Source organism: Kribbella sp. NPDC049174 (assembly GCF_043197365.1).
Taxonomy (GTDB): domain Bacteria; phylum Actinomycetota; class Actinomycetes; order Propionibacteriales; family Kribbellaceae; genus Kribbella.
On sequence record NZ_JBICSZ010000015.1, the window covers coordinates 53,060 to 73,026 of the forward strand.

Here is a 19,967-nt window from a genome sequence, read left to right on the forward strand (position 1 = left end):
GGGTCCGGTGGCTTTGGGTGACCGGTCAGCCGGCGGTGGATTCGCGCACGTGCAGCTGGTACGGCGCGACGATCTCCTGGTGCTCGGAGTCGTCACCGGCCATCCGCCGCACCAGCAGCTCGACCGCGGTCCGGGCGATCTGGATGCGGTTCGGGTCGACCGTCGTGAGGGTCGGACTGCTGTAGCTGGCCTCGTCGATGTTGTCGAACCCCGCGACCGCGACGTCGTCCGCGATCCGGATGCCGTGTGCGGTCAGCGCACGGACCGCGCCGAGGGCCAGCGTGTCGTTGAGGGCGAAGACGGCGTCGAACTTCTGCCCGGTGGCGAGCAGCTCCTCCATCGCGTCCGCTCCGCTCGACCGGTGCCACTTCCCGCCCGACACGGCCAGCTGCTCCGGCACGGGTACGCCGTACTCACCGAGCGTCTCGGCGTAGGCGCCGTACCGGATGGCCGCGGTGCCGACCTGCTCGCCGGGACGGATGCCGATGACCGCGATCCTGCGGCGGCCCTGGTCGAGCAGATGCCGCACGACGGCCTTGGTGCCCTCGACGTTGTCGATCATCACGTGGTCGACCGGGCCGTGGAAGATCCGCTCGCCGAGCAGCACCATCGGGGTCGACGTGTGGAGCTGCTCGACATCATCGGGGCCGAGCCCGAGCGGGCTGTAGAGCAGGCCGTCGACGAGATGGCCGCGCGGCCGGGCCAGCGCGGTCAGTTCGCGCTCACGGTCGGCGTTGGTGGTCTCGATCATCACCGTCAGGCCGTGCTCGCCGGCGGCCGCGATCGCCGCGTCGGCGAGCTCGGCGAAGTACGGGTTGCTCAGCTCGGGGACGGCCAGGCCGATGATGCCGGTCCGGCCGGACTTCAGGTTCCGGGCCGAGATGTTCATCTGGTAGCCGAGGGCATCGATCGAGGCGAGCACCTTGATCCGGGTCTCCTCGCGGATGTACGGATACCCGTTCATCACGTTGGACACCGTCTTCGGCGACACCCCGGCATGCCGGGCCACGTCCCGCATCGTCACTGCCACGGCATCACCCCCGACTCACCGGTCCCTGGTTCCCACACACCGTAATGCACCCGGCGACCGGGTGTGGGTCAAGCGCCGTACGGCGGGCGGTTCAGTGGGGTGAGCGTGATACCGACCTGGATCGCCTTGCTGAGGATGGCCCGCTCGGGCCGGCCGAGTCGCATGCCGATCACCGAGGGTGGCAGATTGTCGGCGGCCAGTTTCTTCAGGATGCTCAGTTCTTTCGCTGTCCAGGGTTCCGCGGCATTGCGGATCGACTGCGGCAGTTCCATCGTCCTCACGTCGTTTCCTTCCGATATCTCCCTTCTCAGTGCCCCATCTCCAACGATTGAAAAGCCTCAGTACGACTGGAGCTCGAGCAGGGTGCCGTCGGGGGCGCGGAGGTGGGCGGTGCGGAGATTCGGGCCCCATTGCGGACGGTCCTGGGGTGGTGACAGAACGATCGCACCGAGTTTCGCCAGGGCCTCGACCGCTGTATCGACCTCGTCGACCTTGAAGACGAGCATGGCCGCGTCCTGCGTGGGAGCGTCCGGTGGTAGGTCGCCGGTGCCGATCGTGGTCGCCATCATCGTGCGGCCGAACAGCACCAGGCCGGTCTGGCCGTCCAGGTCCCAGTTCGCGTACTGCGCCTCCGGGATCACCTTGACCGGCTGGACGTCGTACAACTCGGTCAGTGCGGTCCGGTAGAAGTCAACGGCGGCAGGGAAATCGCGGACCAGCAGCCGTGGGTACAGCGCGTCCATCGTGAGCTCCTCAATTAGTTGGTAACTTCCAACGATTGGTATCAGCCTACAATAGGCCGATGGAGACTCTGGCGGGGACGACCACCTTCGTGCTGCACAAGGTGGCGGTGGCGAGCCGGCGGGCGATCGCGGACCGGCTGGCCGATCGTCCGGGTCTGACGCTGTGGCAGTACGCCGCCCTCGCGGAGCTCGGCGATCACGGCCCGGCGGCGCAGAACAGCCTGGCCGCCGGGCTGGGGATGGACCCGAGTGACATGGTCCGGCTGATGGACGAGTTGATCAGCAAACGGCTGGTCGGTCGCGAGCGCGACCCCGCGGATCGCCGCCGCTACCGGATCACCCTGACCGCGAAGGGCCGAGCCGCGCTGACCACCGCCGGCCAGGTGATCCGCGAGGTGGAGCAGGCCTCCCTCGAGCCACTGTCCGCAGCCGAACGGGCGACCCTACATGCCCTGGTCACGAAGGTCCGGGCACGTTCTGTCAATCACTGACCACCGTCTGTGCGCCGGTCGCGGCTCAGCGCTCGGTGATTGGCCGGCGGCGGAGAGCCGGAGTGGTGAGCGACGGCGGCCGCCAGGCGCCGTCTGGCTGGTAGAGATCTGTGCCCGGCGGGACGATCTCGTCGATCCGGTCCAGAGTGGCATCGTCCAGGGTGAGGTCGGCGCTCTTCAGCAGGCCGTCGAGTTGCTCCATCGTGCGCGGCCCGCTGATCACCGACGTCACCGCCGGGTGCGTGGTGGCGAACGCCAGCGCCAGTTCGGGCAGTGTGCAACCGATGCCCTCGGCAACCTCGATCAGCTGCTCGACCGCGTCGAACTTGGCCGCGTTCCCCGGGATCGACGGATCGAACCGGAACGGCGTCAGCGCGGCCCGGCCCGTGGTCAGATCGACCGGCTGGTCCTTGCGGACCTTGCCGGACAGGAACCCCGACGCCAGCGGACTCCACGTCAGCACACCCATGCCCAGCCGCTGGGTCGTCGGCAGCAACGACCGCTCGATCCCCCGGCTGATCAGCGAGTACGGCGGTTGCTCGGTCCGGAACTTCCCGTACCCACGCCGCTCGGCGACGTGGTACGCGTTCACGATGTCCTCGGCCGGGAAGGTCGAGCACCCGAACGCGCGGATCTTCCCCTGGCTGACCAGATCGGTCAGCACCCACAGGGTTTCCTCGATGTCCGTGCTGTAATCGGGCCGATGGATCTGGTACAGATCGATCCTGTCCGTGTCGAGCCGGCGCAGGCTGTTCTCCACCTCCTGGACGATCCACCGGCGCGAGTTGCCGCTGCGGTTGCGGGTCCCGTCGTCGAGCGGGAAGTGCACCTTGGTCGCGAGAACGACGTCGTCGCGGCGGCCCTTGAGCGCCTTGCCGACGATCTCCTCGGACTCGCCGCGGGAGTACATGTCCGCGGTGTCGACGAAGTTGATGCCCTGGTCCAGGGCGGCGTGGATGATACGGACGCTGTCCTCGTGGTCGGGGTTGCCGACCGCGCCGAACATCATCGTCCCGAGGCAGTGTGCACTGACCTCGATCCCGGTCCCACCCAGCGTGCGATAACGCATGTACAAGCTCCTAGCTCCCGGTTCTGCTGTCTCGAACGCTAGGAGCTAGAGCGCTGTCTAGGTCAAGCCGTGCGTAGGGTGGAGCACGTGGAGTTCTCAGGACTGTGGGATCCGGAGCCGGGCTGGCTGAACACCGCGTCGTACGGGCTGCCGCCGCGGCCCGCCTGGGAGGCGCTGCAGGCCGCGCTGTCCGACTGGCGGGTCGGCGCGACGAGCTGGGAGCCGTGGGACGAGTCGACCACCCGCAGCCGGGAGTCGTTCGCGCGGCTGGTCGGTGCCGATGCGGCCGATGTGTTCGTGGGCAGCACGGTCTCCGCGGCGCTGGCGCCGGTCGCGACCGCGTTGCCGGACGGTGCGAAGGTGCTGACCGACGACGTCGAGTTCACCTCGAACGTCTTCCCGTGGAAGGTGCAGGAGGACCGAGGCGTCGAGGTGGTCGCCGTACCGGGGGAGGAGTTGGTCGGGGCGATCCGGCCCGGGATCGACCTGGTCGCGGTCAGTGCGGTGCAGTCGTCGACCGGGTTGGTCCTCGACCTGCCCGCGGTGATTGCTGCCAGCAAGGAAATCGGCGCGTTGCTGGTGATCGACGGGAGCCAGGCAGTCGGCTGGTTGCCGCTCACCGTGGACGGGATCGACGCCCTCGTCGTCCACACCTACAAATGGCTGATGTCGCCTCGTGGCGCGACGCTCGGTTACCTCTCGCCGCGTCTGCAGGAGCTCTGCCGGCCGTCGGCCGCCGGGTGGTACGCCGGCCGGACCGTGCACGACTCGTACTACGGATCGCGGATGGAGCTCGCCGACGGCGCCCGTCGGTTCGACCAGTCGCCGGCCTGGTTCTGCTACGTCGGCGCCGCACCCGCGCTCGAGCTGGTCGAGCAGATCGGTGTCGAGACGATCCGCCGCCACAACCTCGACCTGGCGAACGAGTTCCGCGACGGGCTCGGCCTGCCGCCGTCCAACTCCGCCATCGTCAGCACCTCACTGGCCGGAGCGCAGGAGGCCTTCGCCGCCGCGGGCATCCGCGCGGCCGTCCGGGACGGGAAGTTGCGGGCGTCGTTCCACATCTACACGACGCCGGCCGACGTCCATCAGGCCCTGACAGCGCTGAAACCTTTGCGATAAAACATCTAGAGGGTGGTCTAGCTCCGGGCTAAGGTGCCGCCTATGAGCACGGGACTGAGCATCGGACAGGTGGCGGAGCGGACCGGGCTGAGCGTGCACGCCCTGCGGTTCTACGAACGCGAGGGCCTGCTTGCGGATCCGGTACGACGTGAGTCGAACGGCCGCCGCGTCTACACCGAGGACGACGTCGAGTGGCTCGACATGTGCATCAAGTTCCGTTCGTCAGGCATGCCGCTGGACACCATCCGCAAGTACACCGACCTGGTCCGCCAGGGCCCCGGCAACGAACAGGCCCGGCTGGCCCTGCTCCGCAGCCACCAGGACCACGTCACCGCCCAGATCCAGGAACTCAACCAGTGCCTGAACGTGATCACCCACAAGGTCGACGTCTACCAGCAACGCCTCGCCGACGGCACCGCCGACTGCCTCTGGGTCACCCCGTCCACCAACGCCGAGAACACCTCCGCCGCTTCCTGACTACCCGGCTGAGCGGGCGGCGCTGACGTCGATGCGGTCCGGGTGGGTGTAGACGTTCATGGAGCCGTTGCGGATGAAGCCGGCGAGGGTGAGGCCGGACTCGTCGGCGAGATCGACGGCCAGCGAGCTGGGGGCGGAGACGGCGCCCAGGACCGGGATGCCGGCCATGACGGCCTTCTGGGCGAGTTCGAACGACGTGCGGCCGGAGACGATCAGGATGCAGGATCGGGCCGGGATGTGATTGGCGAGGACGGCCCAGCCGATGACCTTGTCGACGGCGTTGTGCCGGCCGACGTCCTCGCGGACGACGAGGAGCTCACCGGTGGCGGTGAACAGCCCGGCCGCGTGCAAGCCGCCGGTGCGGTCGAACACCTGCTGTCTTTCCCGCAGTGCGTCGGGCAGACCGGCCAGAACGTCGTACGGAACCCGGACCTGGTCGTCGGCGGGCGAGTAGCGCGTCTTCAGGCGTACGGCGTCCAGCGAGGCCTTACCGCAGACGCCACAGGACGACGTGGTGTAGAAGTTGCGCTCGACACCGGTCACTGGCGGTGGCACACCAGGTGCGAGTCCGACGTCGAGGACGTTGTAGGTGTTGCGGCCCTCGTCGTCGCGCGAGTCGCAGTACCGGGCGTCGCGGATGTCGTCGACACTGCCGATCACACCCTCGGTGTGCAGGAACCCGTGGGCCAGTTCGACATCGTGCCCCGGCGTACGCATGGTGACTGCGAGTGATTTGCCGTCGACGCGGAGTTCGAGTGGTTCCTCGACGGCGATCGAGTCCGGCCGGGTCCGGTCGCCCTTCGGACCGAGCCGCAATACCGGACGACGTGCGATCAAACGCCCCATGGTCGAGCTCCTGGATCGAGTGGAAGCAGCCGCGCCGCGATCGCCTCGGCCGGCCCGGGGTCGACCACGGCAAGTGCGTCCGCCGCGGCGACCCCGCGCAGCATCGCGGACCCACCATGCCCCAGCGGTACGGCGCCCTGTGCGGTGACGCGGACGGGAACGAGGCGGGTACTGCGCGGATGGCACGCCAGCCCACGTGGTACCGGCGCAACCGTCAACGCAGGAAGGGGGAGACCGCGCATCCGCAGGATCGCGGCGACCCCCAAGGTGAGGAACGCGGTCAGCGCCGCGAACGGGTTGCCGGGCAGGCCGACGACCAACCGACCGTCGGCGAGCCGCGCCAACGCCTGTGGATGGCCGGGCCGGCACGCCACGCCGTCGATGATCAGCTCGGCGCCGAGGGCGGACAACGCCGGGCGCAGATGATCCGCCGGCCCGGACGCCGACGAGCCGGACACGAAGATCAGCTCCGCCTCGGCCGACCGCAGCGTGTCGATCAACGCGGTCCGGTCGTCCGGTAGATGCGTGATGGGACTAGCTAGTGCACCTGAGCGAGTGATCAGGCCGGGCAGCATTGGACCGATGGCGTCACGCACACGTCCTGGACCCGAAGGGCCGCGGTGGACCAACTCGTCACCGGTCACAACAGCTGCCACTCGCGGTTGCGGTATGACAGTGAGTCGGTTGAGGCCGACCGACGCCGCAACGCCCAGCACGGGCGGATCCACAACCACACCAGCCGGCAGCAGCATCTCGTTGGCAGCGCACTCCTCGCCGGCCCGCCTGATGTGCCGCCCAGCCTCGTCCGGCCCGTGCACCAGATTGCCAACGGGTACAGCGTCTTCGTCGCGCACCACCGATGTAGTGCCGGCAGGCACGGCTGCCCCGGTCGTGATGCTGCAAGCCTCACCCGCAGCCAACTCCGGTGGGGTGGGAGAGCTCGCTGCAACGTGCCCAACAAGCCTCCACGGCCCAGCACCACACACGGCGTACCCGTCCATGGCTGACCGGTCCACAGGTGGCACAGCAACGGGTGAGACCAGCGGCGTCGCCAACACAGCGCCCTCAGCCTCAGCCAACGACCGAGACACCGCCTTCGAGGGCGTCGCGGCCGCATGAGCCAGTTCCCGAGCAACATCCCACGGCAGCACAGCGTCGGCATGCCGCCGCTTCCGAAGGCCAAGGCCTTCGGAAGGCGGTGGCGGGGTGTCGTCTGGCTGGGTCACTTGGCGGCGACCAACTGTTGTGCGGCGAGCGCGGCAACCGGGTCGAGGTCCTCGGCACCGGCTTCGACGTGGGCGATCAGGGCCTTCTTCATCCGAGGGTCCCAGGCGACCTTCATATGGCTGGCGATCGCGGTCGCCGCGTCCGCCGGCGCACGGTGCGCGAACTGGGCCGCGATCTCGTTGGCCAGCCGCACGTACGACGGCAGCGTCGTGCCGCTCATCTCCCACCGCCGGCGATGACCGGCTCGCGCTCGGCGAGCGTGGACGTCGGCTGGGCCAGCAGGTCGACCTGTACGGCGGTGACCTTGTACTCCGGGCAGTTCGTCGCCCAGTCCGAGTTGTCCGTGGTGATCACGTTCGCCCCGGTCACCGGGTGGTGGAACGTGGTGTAGCAGACCCCGACCGGCATCCGGTCGGACAGCTTGGCCCGCAGCGTGGTCCGGCCGACCCGGCTCGACAGCGCGACCGTGTCGCCGTCCTCGATGCCCCGGACCTCGGCGTCGTGCGGATGCAGTTCGAGGATGTCCTCGGGATGCCAGGCGACGTTCGCCGTACGCCGGGTCTGCGCACCGACGTTGTACTGCGACAGGATCCGCCCGGTGGTCAGGATCAACGGGAACTTCCGGGTCGACCGCTCGCTGGTCGGCACGTACACGGTCTCCATGAACCTGCCTTTGCCCCGGGTGAACTCGTCCTCGTGCATGATCGGCGTCCCGTCCGGGTGCTCGAGGTTGCACGGCCACTGGATCGAGCCCATCGTGTCGAGCTTGTCGAACGACACCCCCATGAACGTCGGGGTGGTGAGTGCGATCTCGTCCATGATCTGGCTGGCTGAATCGTAGTGCATCGGATAGCCCATCTGCTGGGCGATCTCACAGACGATCTCCCACTCCTGCTTACCGGTCTGCGGCGCCATCACCGGGCGGACCCGGTTGATCCGGCGCTCCGCGTTCGTGAACGTGCCGTCCTTCTCCAGGAACGACGTACCGGGCAGCAGCACGTGCGCGAACTTCGCCGTCTCGTTGATGAACAGGTCCTGGACGACGAGCAGGTCCAGCGCGCCGAGCGCCGCGAACACGTGCTGGGTGTTCGGGTCGGACTGGGCGATGTCCTCGCCCTGCACGAACAGCGCCCGGAAGGAGCCGTCGATCGCGGCGTCGAACATGTTCGGGATCCGCAGACCGGGCTCGTTCAGCAGCGGCGTACCCCAGAGCTGCTCGTAGACCTCGCGGACGCCGTCGTCCGAGACGTGCCGGTAGCCGGGCAGTTCGTGCGGGAACGAGCCCATGTCGCAGGAGCCCTGGACGTTGTTCTGGCCGCGCAGCGGGTTGACGCCGACACCGCGCCGGCCGATGTTGCCGGTCGCCATCGCGAGGTTCGCCATCCCCATCACCATGGTCGAGCCCTGGCTGTGCTCGGTGACGCCGAGACCGTAGTAGATGGCGGCGTTGCCGCCGGTCGCGTACAGCCGGGCCGCCGCGCGGATCTCCTCGGCCGGTACGCCGGTGATGTCCGCGACCGCCTCCGGGCTGTGCTCGGGCCGCGCGATGAACGACTCCCAGGTCTCGAAGTCCTCACACCGCTCGGCGACGAACGCGCGGTCGACCAGATCCTCGGTGACGACCACGTGCGCGATCGCGTTGATGATCGCGACGTTGGTCCCCGGGGCGAGCTGCAGATGGTGCTCGGCCTCGATGTGCGGGGAACGGACCAGGTCGATCCGGCGCGGGTCGGCGACGATCAGCTTGGCGCCCTGGCGGAGCCGCTTCTTCATCCGGGACGCGAACACCGGGTGCCCGTCGGTCGGGTTGGCGCCGATCACCAGGATCACGTCGGCCTCCTCGACCGACTTGAAGTCCTGGGTCCCGGCCGACTCGCCGAAGGTCTGCTTCAGGCCGTATCCGGTCGGCGAGTGGCAGACCCGGGCGCAGGTGTCGACATTGTTGTTGCCGAAAACGGCGCGAACCATCTTCTGGACGACGTACACCTCTTCGTTCGTGGTCCGCGACGAGGTGATCGCGCCGATCGAGCCCTGGCCGTGCTCGGCCTGGATCTCGCGCAGCCGGCGAGCGGTGAAGCCGATCGCCTCGTCCCAGGAGACCTTCCGCCACTCGTCCTCGATCGAGTCCCGCACCATCGGCTCGAGCACCCGGTCCGGGTGGCTGGCGTACCCGAAGGCGAAGCGCCCCTTCACACACGAGTGGCCCTCGTTCGCGCCGCCGTTCTTGTACGGCACCATCCGGACCAGCTCGTCACCGCGCAGCTCGGCCTTGAACGAGCAGCCGACACCGCAGTACGCGCAGGTCGTGACGACCGACCGCGTCGGCATCCCGAGCTCGATGACCGACTTCTCCTGCAGGGTCGCGGTCGGGCACGCCTGCACACACGCGCCACACGACACACAGTCCGACTCCATGAACGACACACCCGCACCCGCGGCGACCTTGGAGTCGAAGCCACGACCCTCGATCGTCAGCGCGAGAGTTCCCTGTACTTCGTCACAGGCCCGGACGCATCGTGAACACGCGATGCACTTCGACGCCTCGAAGTCGAAGTACGGGTTGGAGGTGTCGGTCGGCGCGCCCATGTGGTTCGCGCCGGCCTCGACGCCGGAGCCGTACCGGACCTCGCGCAGACCCGTGACCCCGGCCATGTCCTGCAGTTCGCAGTCGCCGTTGGCCGAACAGGTCAGGCAGTCGAGCGGGTGGTCGGAGATGTAGAGCTCCATCACGCCGCGACGCAGCTTCCCGAGCCGCTCGTTCTGGGTCCGGACCACCATGCCGGCCGCGACCGGCGTCGTACAGGAGGCCGGCGTACCGCGGACGCCGTCGATCTCGACGATGCACAACCGGCAGGAACCGAAGGCCTCGAGACTGTCGGTCGCGCAGAGCTTGGGGATGTCCAGCCCGGCCTGCTTGGCCGCGCGCATCACCGACGTACCAGGTGGAACGGAGATGTCGACGCCGTCGACCGTCAGTTCCACGGTGGCTTCGCCGGGGCGGGCCGGCGTACCGAAGTCGGGTTCCTTGAGCAGGGTCATGCCTCGAAGTCCTTTCCGAAGTGGCGGACGGCACTGCGGACCGGCATGGGCGTCAGCCCACCCATCGCGCAGAGCGAGCCGTCGGTCATCAACTCGCACAGGTCGTCGAGCAGCACGAGGTTCTTCTGCCGGTCGTCACCGGCCACGATCCGGTCGATCGTCTCCACACCGCGGACCGCGCCGACCCGGCACGGCGTGCACTTGCCGCACGACTCGGCCGCGCAGAACTCGAACGCGAACCGGGCCATCGCGGCCATGTCCACGGTCTCGTCGAACACCACGATCCCGCCGTGCCCGACCATCGCACCGGCGGCCGCGAACGCTTCGTAGTCCATCGGCAGGTCGAACTGTTCGACCGGGAGATAGGCACCGAGCGGTCCGCCGACCTGGACCGCGCGCACCGGCCGGCCGGACGACGTACCGCCGCCGAAGTCGTTCACGAGTTCGCCGAGGGTGATCCCGAAGGCGGTCTCCACGATCCCGCCGCGAGCGACGTTCCCGCCGAGCTGGAAGACGCTGGTCCCGAGCGAACGGCCGGTCCCGTACGAGGCGTAGGCCTCTGCGCCGTTGGCGAGAATCGTCGGGACGGTTGCCAGCGACAACACGTTGTTCACCACGGTCGGCCGGCCGAAAAGCCCTTCCAGCGCGGGAATCGGCGGCTTGGCCCGGACCTCGCCACGCTTGCCTTCGAGGCTCTCCAGCATCGACGTCTCTTCGCCGCAGATGTACGCGCCGGCGCCGACCCTGACATGCAGGTCGAAGGTCAGGCCCGAGCCGAGGATGTTCTCACCCAGCCAGCCTTCCTCGCGGGCGATCTCGATGGCCGCCTTCAGGGTTGCGACCGCATCCGGGTACTCCGACCGCAGATAGACATAGCCTTCGGTCGCGCCGACCGCGTACGCCGCGATCGTCATCCCCTCGATCAGCGTGAACGGATCGCCCTCGATCAGCATCCGGTCCGCGAAGGTTCCCGAGTCGCCCTCGTCCGCGTTGCAGCAGACGAACTTCAGGTCGGACGAAGCGCCGAGCACGGTGCGCCACTTGATCCCGGTCGGGAACCCGGCGCCGCCGCGCCCGCGCAGGCCGGAGTCGACCACGGTCTCGACCACCTCGGCCGGCGTCAGCGAAAGTGCTTGCCTCAGGCCCGCATTCCCGCCGTGCGCCGTGTAGTCCTGGGCGGAGAGTGGATCGATCACTCCGACCCGGGCGAACGTGAGTCGCTGCTGCCGCTTCATCCACGGCAACTCCTCGACCAGGCCGAGGTACGCACCGATGGCGCGGACCGCGCCTTGGAGCATCCCGGCCGCGACCAGCCCGTCGACGTCCTCGGGTGCGACCGGTCCGTAGCCGACGCGCCCCTCGGGTGTCTCGACCTCGACCATCGGTTCCAGCCAGAGCATGCCGCGCGAGCCGGTCCGGACGACGTCGACGCCACCTGTCGCGGTGATCCGTTCGGCGACCTCGTCGGCGCCGACCGATCGCGCGGCGGCGTCCCGCGGGACGTAGACCTTCGTCATCGTGCCTCCCCGAGGATCGCGTCGAGCCGGGCCGGAGTGACCCGTCCGTGCAGCTTGTCGCCGACCTGAACCGCCGGGCCGAGTGCACAGTTGCCGAAGCAGAACACCTCGTCCAGCCTCAGCCGGCCGTCCGCGGTGGTCTCACCGAACCCGCAGCCGGTACTGCGCTTGGCGTGCTCGGCCAGCGCGACCGCGCCGACCGATCGGCACGCCTCGGCCTGGCAGATCGCCACGGTGGTCCGGCCGGCCGTCGTCCGGCGGAAGTCCTTGTAGAACGTGACGACGCCATGGACCTCGGCCACGGCGATGTTCAGTACGTCGGCGACGACCGGGATGTCGCCCTGGTCGACGTACTCCAGTTCCTCCTGGATCGCATGCAGGATCGGGATCAACGCACCCCGGAGCCGTCTCAGCTCGGTGGCTATCTCTCGCACTCGTAGGGCACGCCCGGGAACCGGGACGGAGGCAGCGGCCACGACCTCGCTCGTCATGTATACAACATTCCGTCGCCAGCACCGCAGGGTCAAAGCAATGCTGCCTATGACCTGATAGGCAGCGTCTATCAAACGCCGAGGGGGCTGTGCCCGCGCCGGGGTGGCCCGGGTCAGTGCGCCAGGGCTGAAGTGGTTGAGGATGGGCCGTAGATGGCGTTGGGGCGGTCCTCCAGGTAGGCCCAGTAGCGGTCGCCGAAGGACCAGTGCCACCACTCGGTCGGGTAGTTCACCAGACCCGCGGCGGTCAGGACGTCGGCCAGCAGGGAACGGTTCGCCCGGGCTTCCCGGCTGATGTTGGCGGCATCGAAGAAGCACGCGCCGTTGCTCTGTTCGGGCGTCGCGTCGATCGGCGTACCGAGGTCGAGTGGGCCGTGCGCTCCGATCAGCGTCAGGTCGACGGCGGCCCCGGCGACATGTGGGGCGATCTCGACCGGAGCGACGAACCGGCTCGCCAGCACGTGGACGTCGTGGTCCGAGATCCCCGGGTGCAGCCGCTCGAGCTCGGTGCGGTAGTCGTCGTAGATGTCCTGCTGGCTCTCGAGCGGTCGCAGCCCTTCCACGACATGCAGTCGTACGCCGGCCGGCAGGAAGGCGCCGGCCATCGCGAGCCGGTCCGCGACGCTCTCCCGGGCGAACTGCCGATCCGGTGTCGAGATGCCCCGCGTGAACAGATCGATCAGCGGTTCACCGCTCTCGATCGCCGGGATCCGGGTGATCCGGTCGTCGCTCAACAGAACAGTCATCCGCGCGCCACCGCCGTCCGCAGCAAGGTGTCGACCACTTCGGCGTAGCTCGTCCCGGCCGCCGCCCACATCCGCGGGAACTGCGACGCCGGGGTGAACCCGGGGAAGGTGTTGATCTCGTTGACCACCGGCTCACCGTCCGCCGGGACGAAGAAGTCGACCCGGGCGAGCCCTTCGCACCCGAGCACCTCGAAGACCTCGATCGCCGTACGGCGCAGTCGCTCGGCCGTCTCCGGATCCAGCGGTGCCGGTACGACGAACCTGGTGGCGCTGCTGTCGTACTTCGCGGTCGCGTTGAAGAAGGGCTGCTCCGGATCGCTGTGGATCTCCAGCGCCGGCGCGGCCTCGATCCGCCCGTCCGGGAACTCCAGCACGGCAAGGTCGATCTCCCGGCCGACCATCTCCCGCTCGACCAGCACGTGCGGATCGAGGACGGCGGCCGCCGCGATCGCCTGTGAGAGCGCCGGAAGGTCCGTCGCCCGGGCCACACCGAAGCTCGAGCCACCGTTGCCAGGCTTCACGAAGACGGGGAAGTCGAGACCGGCCGCCTTGAGCTTCCGCATCGCGGCCTCGGTGTCGGTCAGGTCGGGACCGGCGAGCGTGACACCCGGCGTGACCGCGATGCCGTGTGCCCTCAGGACGGCCTTGGTGAGGTGCTTGACCAGTCCGACGGCACTGGCTGCCACGCCGCTGCCGACGTACGGGATCTTCAGGTGTTGGAGGAATCCCTGGAGCGTGCCGTCCTCGCCGCCTTCGCCGTGCAGGGCCGGGACGGTGACGTCACAGGCCTGCAGGATCTCGATCGCCTCGTGCTGGCCGTCCACCCAGTTGCCCTCGGCATCGATCACCAGCGGGATCGCGGTGTGGCCGAGGAGGCTGACCGCCTTGGCGATACCCCGGCCGCTGGCCAGGGACACCTGGTGTTCGGGGCTCGCGCCGCCCATCACGACTGCGACCTTCATCGGGCCGCCTCCTCGTACCGGCGGGCCACTCGGGATCCGATGCCGCAGTAGATCTCGTGCGGGATGGTGCCGGCCCAGTCGGCCCAGTCCTGTGCGGTCGGTTCGCCGCGCAATCCGTCGCCGAAGATCGTCACCGGTTCACCCGCCTCGACCGGCAGTTCGCCGGCATCCACGACGAACTGGTCCATCGCGATCCGCCCGATCACGGGCATCCGGACTCCTCGGCACAGCACGCTCGCCTGTCCAGTGGCGATGCGCGGAATGCCATCCGCGTACCCGAGCGGAACGAGCGCCACAGTCGTGTCCCGCTCCGCGACGAAGTCATGTCCGTACGAAACCCCTTCACCAGCGCGGATCCGTCGCACCTGGGCCAGCTTGCTCATCAGCCGCATCGCCGGCCGCAGCCCGATGCCGGTCTCGTCGATGCCGTAGAGCCCAGCGCCTATCCGGACCAGGTCGAGGTCGGGCGCATCGAGCGTGATTGCCCCAGCGGAGTTGGCCAGATGGACGACGCTGGGCCGCAGACCAGCCCGTCGAGCCAGGATCACGCCGGTACGGAGCAGCTGCAACTGCCTGCGGCTCTGGACGGCATCCGGTGAGTCGCCGTGCGAGAGGTGCGACCAGATGCCGCGGACCGTGAGGGCGCCGAGGGCTTCGTAGTGTGCGGCGGCTCGGGTGACTTCGATCCACTGATCGGGTGCGCTACCGGATCGGTGCAGGCCGGTGTCGAGTTTGAGCTGCACGTGGTGAACCGACGGATTGGAGAGCACCCGCTGCAGTTCGGCGATCGTCGAGACACTCACGTCCACGTCGACATCGCCGAGCAGCATGAGCTCGGCGGCGTCGTACAGCCAGGTGAGGATCGGTACGGTCAACCCGGCGGCTCGCAGTTGCAGCGCTTCCTCGGCGCGGGCGACGCCGAGCCAGGTCACGCCGGCCTCGACGGCCGCACGGGCCACCGGTACTGCACCGTGACCGAAGGCATCCGCCTTGACGACGGCCATAACGCCGGCTGGCACGAGGCGACGGAAGGTGCGAATGTTGTCGCGAACCGCCGAGAGGTCGACGACCGCCTCGGACAGGCCGGCGGTCCCACGGACTGCCGGGCGATGGCGGGACGGGCTCTGGACCAGGTTCATAGCCGCCATTGTTGTTTCCGGCAACCAACGACTTCATCGGTTCGCGGAAGGATGTGTCCGGCCGGCGGCTACGACCCTGGTATGACGCAGCTCATCCAGATGAATGAAATCCGCCGGTCCGGCGAACTTTCCCACGGCATACTGGACAGGTGGAAGCCACGGATCACCTGAAGGCGTCGTTGCTGGCGGCGATCGCATTGGGCAACGCCTTCGGATCCGCTTGGCGACAGGGTCGTCCGGCCGCTGCACCGGATGCGGCTGCTGTGCACGACGTACTGCGACTGACCACCGACCAGCCGGTCGAGGTGGACGTCACGGCGTTCGCGTCCGGTGGGCGGGTCTTGTACGACGCTCTGGGCCACCTCCCCGAAGGCGATGTCGACGGGGCGGTTCAGGTGGTGAACGAACTGCTCAAGGCGACCAAGGCGGCGCCACAGCTGACCCGGCACGAGGATGCGCCATGGCACCTGCACTTCGGGGATCCGGATGAGGCGGCCGGATGGATCGCGGAGTTCGCGACCGCAACCGCTATGTTGCTGGGCAGTGAAGACGTTCATCGCCTCCGCCGGTGTGAGGCGGTCAAGTGCGAGGATCTGTTCCTGGACTCGACCCGGAGCCGCACTCAGCGGTTCTGCTCAACGGCCTGTCAGAACCGCACCAAGGTCGCCGCTCACCGCGCCCGATCCGCCTGATCCCCTCGCGGTCACCATGGTTGCTTCCGGCAACCAGCCGAGCGTGCGGTAGAGGTGAACGCCTTCCACCGTTGCCATCAACAGGCCCGAGTCGGCGCCCCGCTCGACCGCGCGCCGGCTCAACGCGCCCATCACCACGCTGCCCAGCCCACGCCGCCGATGTGCCGGATCGGTCTGGATGTCGTGCATCACCGCGTCATTGTCGACAATCGACGCCATCCCCCGCGCCGCGATCGTGCCGTCCACGGCCAGGATCCGCACATACTCCAGCGGGCCCGCGGAAGTGATCTCGAGTTCATACGGCTCATCCCCCGACGGCCAGACCTGGACTTCGCTCAACGAGGTCGCCGGCTGCGGGTGATCGCGTAGGTCGATCGACATCAGCAGCTTCTGCTCCGCGAACGGCTCGAGCCCGGCGGCCGCGAGCCGTCGGGCCACCCCGGCACCGTGCTGCGTGGTCACGGTCAGCCAGACATCCTCGACCATCCCGGCCGCCAGTCGATCCACGACCAGGGGGTCATCCGTCAGCGCGAACAACTCCCGCTCGCGCCCCGGCAATCGCAGTACGACGGCCACTGCGTCGTCGTACTCGATCACCGGTGCCAGCCCCCGGCACAGCCGCCAGCCCTCGACCCATCGCCTCAACAGCTCGCTCATGCGATCGAGTGTAACTGTTTAATCGATGATAGTCAGTTACTGTTTTCCGAGTACGAACGTCTGGATGGCGACGACCGCGGCGCCGCGGGCCCATTCGGTGAAGTCGGCGGGCTGCAGGACCATGCGAAGCTCCGCGGCGGACGGGTGGCGGTCGGCGTGCAGCGCGGCGAGCAGTTCGTCGTGGGCGACCTCCGCAAGCCGGACGCCCTCACCGCCGAGCACCACCAGCTCGGGCATGGTGAAGTTCGCCGCGGCGGCGATGAGTCGGCCCAGGGCGCGGCCGGCCCTGCTGACCACCGGATACGCGGCAGCGTCGCCCTTGGCGGCGAGGTCGAGGCATTCCTCGTACTCCACGGGCCGGCCGAGCGCGCGACCGACCTGGTCGGTGATGGCGCCGACGGTCAGCAGGCTCAGTGCGCACCCGTGGTGACCGCGGTCGCAGCGCGGCCCGTCCGGAATGAGAGGGTGATGGCCGATCAGGCCGATACTCGTGTCGGGGCTGTCGACGGTCCGGTTGTGGAGCACCAGTCCGTACCCGACGCCGACTCCGATCGTCAGCAACACGAAGCGGTCGAAGCCGCGGCCGGCGCCGAACCAGTGCGTCGCCTCGGTCAGCGCGTTGAGATCGTTCACGACGACGACCGGGGTGTCTGTGTCGGCCGCGAGAATCTCGCCGAGTGGCACGTCGACCCAGTTCAGGTACGGTCCCCAGCGGACCTCGGAGTTGTCCGTCACCCGACCGCCCACGGTCACGCCGAGGCCGGTGATCGGGCGCTCCCCGGGCACCTGCACGGCGAGGTCGTCGGCCAGTTCGAGGACGAGCCGAGCCACCGCGGACGGAGTGTGATCGGTCAGCGGGCGTTCGGCGCTGGCGATCACCTCGGCACGCAGGGTCGTCAGGACGCCGATCGCGGTGTCACCGGTGAGTTTGATACCGACGAAGTGGTGGGCGGCCGGATCGAGGTCGAGCGGTTGCGATGGTCGGCCGACGCGTGCGTCCGTCGGTCCGGCGGTCAGCTCGACGAGCAGGCCGGATTCCACCATCGGCTTGGTCAAACGGGTCAGACTGCCCGGCGACAACCCCACCCGGCGGGACAGTTCGGCGCGCGACAACGGACCGTCCAGCAGGATCTCCAGCGCCACCTGCCGCGACGGACCGGTCAATGGTCGCCATTCACCCACGCGCCCAGCGTAAACGGTGGAAAGGAGGCTGGGTTGGACGCCGGGACGTGACCCGGTCCGCGGTTCTGGCCGCACAAGCCCCGGCGTCAAGCTCAACCCAACGGTCCGCAGATGTCGACACAACAAGGCGATGCGGACCAGTCGCGGGCGGAGTACCCAATTCTTCTTGAAGTATGCACCCGATCTGCCGGGAAGGCGTTCGCCAGTTTCCTATATTTTCTTAACGTTTCAAACGGTTGATGAATCACCACCGTGTGCTCAGTCGGAGCCGCGACCTCGGGTGGTGAGGCCCGGGAAAACGAGGGTGAGCCAGCGGGCGCGGACTGCCGGTGGTTGGTCGATGGGCGCGGAGGAGATCAGCAGATAGAAGTCGTCGACGGTGACGTCGGGGTGCAGGTCGCCGTCGTCCTGGGCGGCCTTGATCAGGGTGCCGACCGCTGTGCGGGCTCGGGTTTCGGCGGGTTCGTCGACCGTGTCGGCGCCGAGTGTGCGGGCCGCGGCCTTCACTGCGTGGTCGGTGGCGGAGGCCTCGAGGACGCGTTCGACGAACGAGGTGATTTCGTCCATCGGCTTGGCGCCGGCCGCGACTCGCTCGTTCGCGGCCTCGGCATCGTCGGCGACGTGGCCCAGGTACTCCGCGATGACCGCTGTGACCAGGTCGGTCTTGTTCGGGAAATGGCGGTAGAGCGTGCCGACTGCGACGCCGGCCGCGGCGGCGATCTCGTCCATTCCGGCCTCCGGCCCGTGCCGGGTGATCTGCTCGCGGGCGGCGTCGAGGATCTTCTGCCGGTTGCGGACGGCGTCGGCGCGCGGGCTCATCTGACTCCTTGAAATATTGTGAACCGTGGTTCATGATAATCGTGAACCGGAGTTCATCTTAGCTGCAAGGACGGCCATGACCCCGAAGATCGCGCTCGTCACCGGTGCCTCGTCCGGTATCGGCGAGGCCACTGCCCGCAAGCTGCACGGCCTCGGCTTCACTGTGTACGGCGCCGCCCGCCGGGTCGACCGGATGGAGAAACTCGCCGCCGACGGCATCCGGCCGCTCGCCATGGACGTCACCGACGAGGACTCGATGCAGTCGGGGATCGAACGCATCCTGGCCGAGTCCGGGCGGATCGACGTACTGGTGAACAACGCCGGCTACGGCTCGTACGGCGCTCTCGAGGAGGTGCCGCTGTCCGAGGCGCGGTACCAGTTCGAGGTGAACGTGTTCGGGGCGGCACGGCTGATCCAACTCGTGCTGCCGGGGATGCGCGCGCAGCGCAGCGGCAGGATCGTGAACATCAGCTCGATGGGCGGCAAGATCTACACCCCGCTGGGCGGGTGGTACCACGGCACCAAGTTCGCCCTCGAGGCACTCAGTGACTGCCTCCGCCTGGAGGTCAAGCCGTTCGGCATCGACGTGGTCGTGATCGAGCCAGGCGGCATCAGGACCGAGTGGGGCGGCATCGCCGCCGACAACCTCCGCAAGGTCTCCGCCGCCGGGCCCTACGCCAACCAGGCCGAAGCCATGGCGAAGTCGATGGACTCGGAGATGGCCGACCGCCGCAGCTCCCCACCCACCGTCATCGCCGACGCCATCGCCAAAGCCGTCACCGCCCGACGCCCCCGAACCCGCTACCTCGTCGGGTTCGCCGCCAAACCCCTGGTAACCCTCCGCCGCCTTCTCCCCGACCGAGCCTTCGACTACACCATCAAACGCGCCACCGGCGCCCGCAACTGACCACAAACTGTTGCATCAGCAACGTCCTGGGCGGTGACTGACCGAGTGTGGTCAGTGGGGGAGTTTGCGGGTGTCGATCAGTTGTTGGGCTACGTCGCGGAGTTTGGTGTTGGTGTCCTGGGAGTAGCGCTTGAGGATGGCGAAGGCTCGGTCGCCGTCGACGTCGAAGCGTTCCATCAGGATGCCCATCGCCTGGCCGACGAGTTTGCGGGCGTCCACGGCCTGGGCCATGGTCTCCTCGTGGCGGGCGGAGGCGACCGCGACGGAGGCGTGCCGGGCGAGGATGTGGGCGATCGCCTCGTCGTCCTGGCTGAACGCGTCGGGGCGGTCGCTGTAGAGGCCGAGGACGCCGACCGTCGCGCGGGTCTCGTTCCCGGTGGCGAGCGGTACGTCGAGGACGCTGCGGACACCGAGGCCGGCGACTTTCTCGGCCCACTCGGGCCAGCGGTCGTCGGTGAGGGTGTCGCGGATCAGGATCGGCGTCCGGTCCCGTAGTGCGGTGACGAGCGGGCCGTTCTGGTTGTTGATCTGCAGGGTGTACACATCGGCGACCACGGGGTCGGTCACGGCCGCGACCTCGGGCTGTGACCCGCGGGCGTACAGGGCGACGCCGGCGTAGGTACAACTGAGCGCCTGCAGGGCGAACTGGACGACCGCGTCGATCGTCTCCTCCACCCCCGGAGCGTCGTGCAACTCGATCGCCAGGTGGGCGAAAGCGTCCGCCGACGTCGCGGCGAGGTCTTGCTCGGTCAAGGGGACTCCAGTCGTGCGCGAGCCATCAGGCACCCCTTGGCTGGAGTGATCCTCAGGA

General features: G+C 68.5%; 22 protein-coding genes. 5 read left to right on the forward strand and 17 right to left on the reverse strand.

All coding sequences use genetic code 11. The features are described 5' to 3' along the window. Nucleotides 1-25 precede the first annotated feature (25 nt). The 3 genes from ACGFIF_RS41340 to ACGFIF_RS41350 all read right to left on the reverse strand — a co-directional run bounded on the left by ACGFIF_RS41340 (nt 26) and on the right by ACGFIF_RS41350 (nt 1,773). Nucleotides 26-1,030, reverse strand: coding sequence for a LacI family DNA-binding transcriptional regulator (locus ACGFIF_RS41340; RefSeq protein ID WP_393162837.1), 1,005 nt, complete (start codon nt 1,028-1,030; stop codon nt 26-28). Nucleotides 1,031-1,098: 68 nt separating this feature from the next. Next, nucleotides 1,099-1,311 (reverse strand): hypothetical protein, encoded by a 213-nt coding sequence (locus ACGFIF_RS41345; RefSeq protein WP_393162839.1) that lies wholly within the window; start codon nt 1,309-1,311, stop codon nt 1,099-1,101. Nucleotides 1,312-1,368: 57 nt separating this feature from the next. Next, entirely contained in the window at nt 1,369-1,773 is a 405-nt protein-coding gene (locus tag ACGFIF_RS41350) for a VOC family protein (protein ID WP_393162841.1), read from the reverse strand. A 59-nt stretch (nt 1,774-1,832) separates the two neighbouring features. On the opposite strand from ACGFIF_RS41350, the gene ACGFIF_RS41355 reads away from it, so the two are divergent. Then, entirely contained in the window at nt 1,833-2,264 is a 432-nt protein-coding gene (locus tag ACGFIF_RS41355) for a MarR family winged helix-turn-helix transcriptional regulator (RefSeq protein ID WP_393162843.1), read from the forward strand. A gap of 25 nt (nt 2,265-2,289) precedes the next feature. Here ACGFIF_RS41355 and ACGFIF_RS41360 read toward each other — a convergent pair whose 3' ends face one another. Further along, nucleotides 2,290-3,333 (reverse strand): aldo/keto reductase, encoded by a 1,044-nt coding sequence (locus ACGFIF_RS41360; RefSeq protein ID WP_393162845.1) that lies wholly within the window; start codon nt 3,331-3,333, stop codon nt 2,290-2,292. An 87-nt stretch (nt 3,334-3,420) separates the two neighbouring features. Here ACGFIF_RS41360 and ACGFIF_RS41365 point away from each other — a divergent pair, with 87 nt between their 5' ends. Together ACGFIF_RS41365 and ACGFIF_RS41370 are read left to right on the forward strand one after the other, a co-directional pair. Next, nucleotides 3,421-4,455 carry an aminotransferase class V-fold PLP-dependent enzyme gene (locus ACGFIF_RS41365; protein WP_393162847.1) on the forward strand — a complete coding sequence of 345 codons (1,035 nt, stop codon included), beginning with the start codon at nt 3,421-3,423 and terminating at the stop codon, nt 4,453-4,455. A gap of 42 nt (nt 4,456-4,497) precedes the next feature. Beyond that, nucleotides 4,498-4,932, forward strand: coding sequence for a MerR family transcriptional regulator (locus tag ACGFIF_RS41370; RefSeq protein ID WP_393162849.1), 435 nt, complete (start codon nt 4,498-4,500; stop codon nt 4,930-4,932). Here ACGFIF_RS41370 and fdhD read toward each other — a convergent pair whose 3' ends face one another. The 9 genes from fdhD to alr all read right to left on the reverse strand — a co-directional run bounded on the left by fdhD (nt 4,933) and on the right by alr (nt 14,899). After that, the gene (gene fdhD / locus ACGFIF_RS41375; protein WP_393162851.1) at nt 4,933-5,778 is read right to left on the reverse strand and encodes a formate dehydrogenase accessory sulfurtransferase FdhD; all 846 of its coding nucleotides are present in this window, start codon (nt 5,776-5,778) and stop codon (nt 4,933-4,935) included. Beyond that, on the reverse strand, nt 5,766-7,004 hold the full coding sequence (locus ACGFIF_RS41380) for a molybdopterin molybdotransferase MoeA (protein WP_393162853.1): 1,239 nt from the start codon (nt 7,002-7,004) through the stop codon (nt 5,766-5,768). Before ACGFIF_RS41380 ends, fdhD begins: the two co-directional genes overlap by 13 nt. After that, the gene (locus ACGFIF_RS41385; RefSeq protein WP_393162855.1) at nt 7,001-7,225 is read right to left on the reverse strand and encodes a formate dehydrogenase subunit delta; all 225 of its coding nucleotides are present in this window, start codon (nt 7,223-7,225) and stop codon (nt 7,001-7,003) included. The genes ACGFIF_RS41380 and ACGFIF_RS41385 overlap by 4 nt, the downstream gene beginning before the upstream one ends. Beyond that, nucleotides 7,222-10,044, reverse strand: coding sequence for a formate dehydrogenase subunit alpha (fdhF, locus tag ACGFIF_RS41390; protein ID WP_393162857.1), 2,823 nt, complete (start codon nt 10,042-10,044; stop codon nt 7,222-7,224). The genes ACGFIF_RS41385 and fdhF overlap by 4 nt, the downstream gene beginning before the upstream one ends. Next, nucleotides 10,041-11,561, reverse strand: coding sequence for a formate dehydrogenase beta subunit (locus ACGFIF_RS41395; protein ID WP_393162859.1), 1,521 nt, complete (start codon nt 11,559-11,561; stop codon nt 10,041-10,043). The genes fdhF and ACGFIF_RS41395 overlap by 4 nt, the downstream gene beginning before the upstream one ends. Then, a complete protein-coding gene (locus tag ACGFIF_RS41400) occupies nt 11,558-12,052 on the reverse strand; it encodes an NAD(P)H-dependent oxidoreductase subunit E (protein WP_393162861.1) in 495 nt (164 codons plus the stop codon). The genes ACGFIF_RS41395 and ACGFIF_RS41400 overlap by 4 nt, the downstream gene beginning before the upstream one ends. A gap of 113 nt (nt 12,053-12,165) precedes the next feature. Next, complete coding sequence (locus ACGFIF_RS41405; protein WP_393162863.1) at nt 12,166-12,798, reverse strand: M15 family metallopeptidase; 633 nt, start codon at nt 12,796-12,798, stop codon at nt 12,166-12,168. Next, nucleotides 12,795-13,760, reverse strand: coding sequence for a D-alanine--D-alanine ligase (locus tag ACGFIF_RS41410; RefSeq protein ID WP_393162865.1), 966 nt, complete (start codon nt 13,758-13,760; stop codon nt 12,795-12,797). The genes ACGFIF_RS41405 and ACGFIF_RS41410 overlap by 4 nt, the downstream gene beginning before the upstream one ends. Then, a complete protein-coding gene (alr, locus tag ACGFIF_RS41415; RefSeq protein WP_393162867.1) occupies nt 13,757-14,899 on the reverse strand; it encodes an alanine racemase in 1,143 nt (380 codons plus the stop codon). Before alr ends, ACGFIF_RS41410 begins: the two co-directional genes overlap by 4 nt. Nucleotides 14,900-15,048: 149 nt before the next feature. Here alr and ACGFIF_RS41420 point away from each other — a divergent pair, with 149 nt between their 5' ends. Then, nucleotides 15,049-15,591, forward strand: a complete 543-nt coding sequence (locus ACGFIF_RS41420; RefSeq protein ID WP_393162869.1) for a CGNR zinc finger domain-containing protein — start codon at nt 15,049-15,051, stop codon at nt 15,589-15,591. Here the strand turns inward: ACGFIF_RS41420 and ACGFIF_RS41425 are convergent. The 3 genes from ACGFIF_RS41425 to ACGFIF_RS41435 form a co-directional block, all read right to left on the reverse strand. Continuing rightward, nucleotides 15,535-16,248 carry a GNAT family N-acetyltransferase gene (locus tag ACGFIF_RS41425; protein ID WP_393162871.1) on the reverse strand — a complete coding sequence of 238 codons (714 nt, stop codon included), beginning with the start codon at nt 16,246-16,248 and terminating at the stop codon, nt 15,535-15,537. The genes ACGFIF_RS41420 and ACGFIF_RS41425 overlap by 57 nt on opposite strands. A gap of 36 nt (nt 16,249-16,284) precedes the next feature. Further along, nucleotides 16,285-17,430, reverse strand: coding sequence for an ROK family protein (locus tag ACGFIF_RS41430; protein ID WP_393162873.1), 1,146 nt, complete (start codon nt 17,428-17,430; stop codon nt 16,285-16,287). A gap of 258 nt (nt 17,431-17,688) precedes the next feature. Then, complete coding sequence (locus tag ACGFIF_RS41435; protein ID WP_393162875.1) at nt 17,689-18,249, reverse strand: TetR/AcrR family transcriptional regulator; 561 nt, start codon at nt 18,247-18,249, stop codon at nt 17,689-17,691. A gap of 76 nt (nt 18,250-18,325) precedes the next feature. Here ACGFIF_RS41435 and ACGFIF_RS41440 point away from each other — a divergent pair, with 76 nt between their 5' ends. Then, a complete protein-coding gene (locus tag ACGFIF_RS41440) occupies nt 18,326-19,156 on the forward strand; it encodes an oxidoreductase (RefSeq protein WP_393162877.1) in 831 nt (276 codons plus the stop codon). 51 nt (nt 19,157-19,207) lie between these two features. Here the strand turns inward: ACGFIF_RS41440 and ACGFIF_RS41445 are convergent, their stop codons facing one another. Further along, complete coding sequence (locus ACGFIF_RS41445; protein ID WP_393162879.1) at nt 19,208-19,909, reverse strand: GAF and ANTAR domain-containing protein; 702 nt, start codon at nt 19,907-19,909, stop codon at nt 19,208-19,210. Nucleotides 19,910-19,967 lie beyond the last annotated feature (58 nt).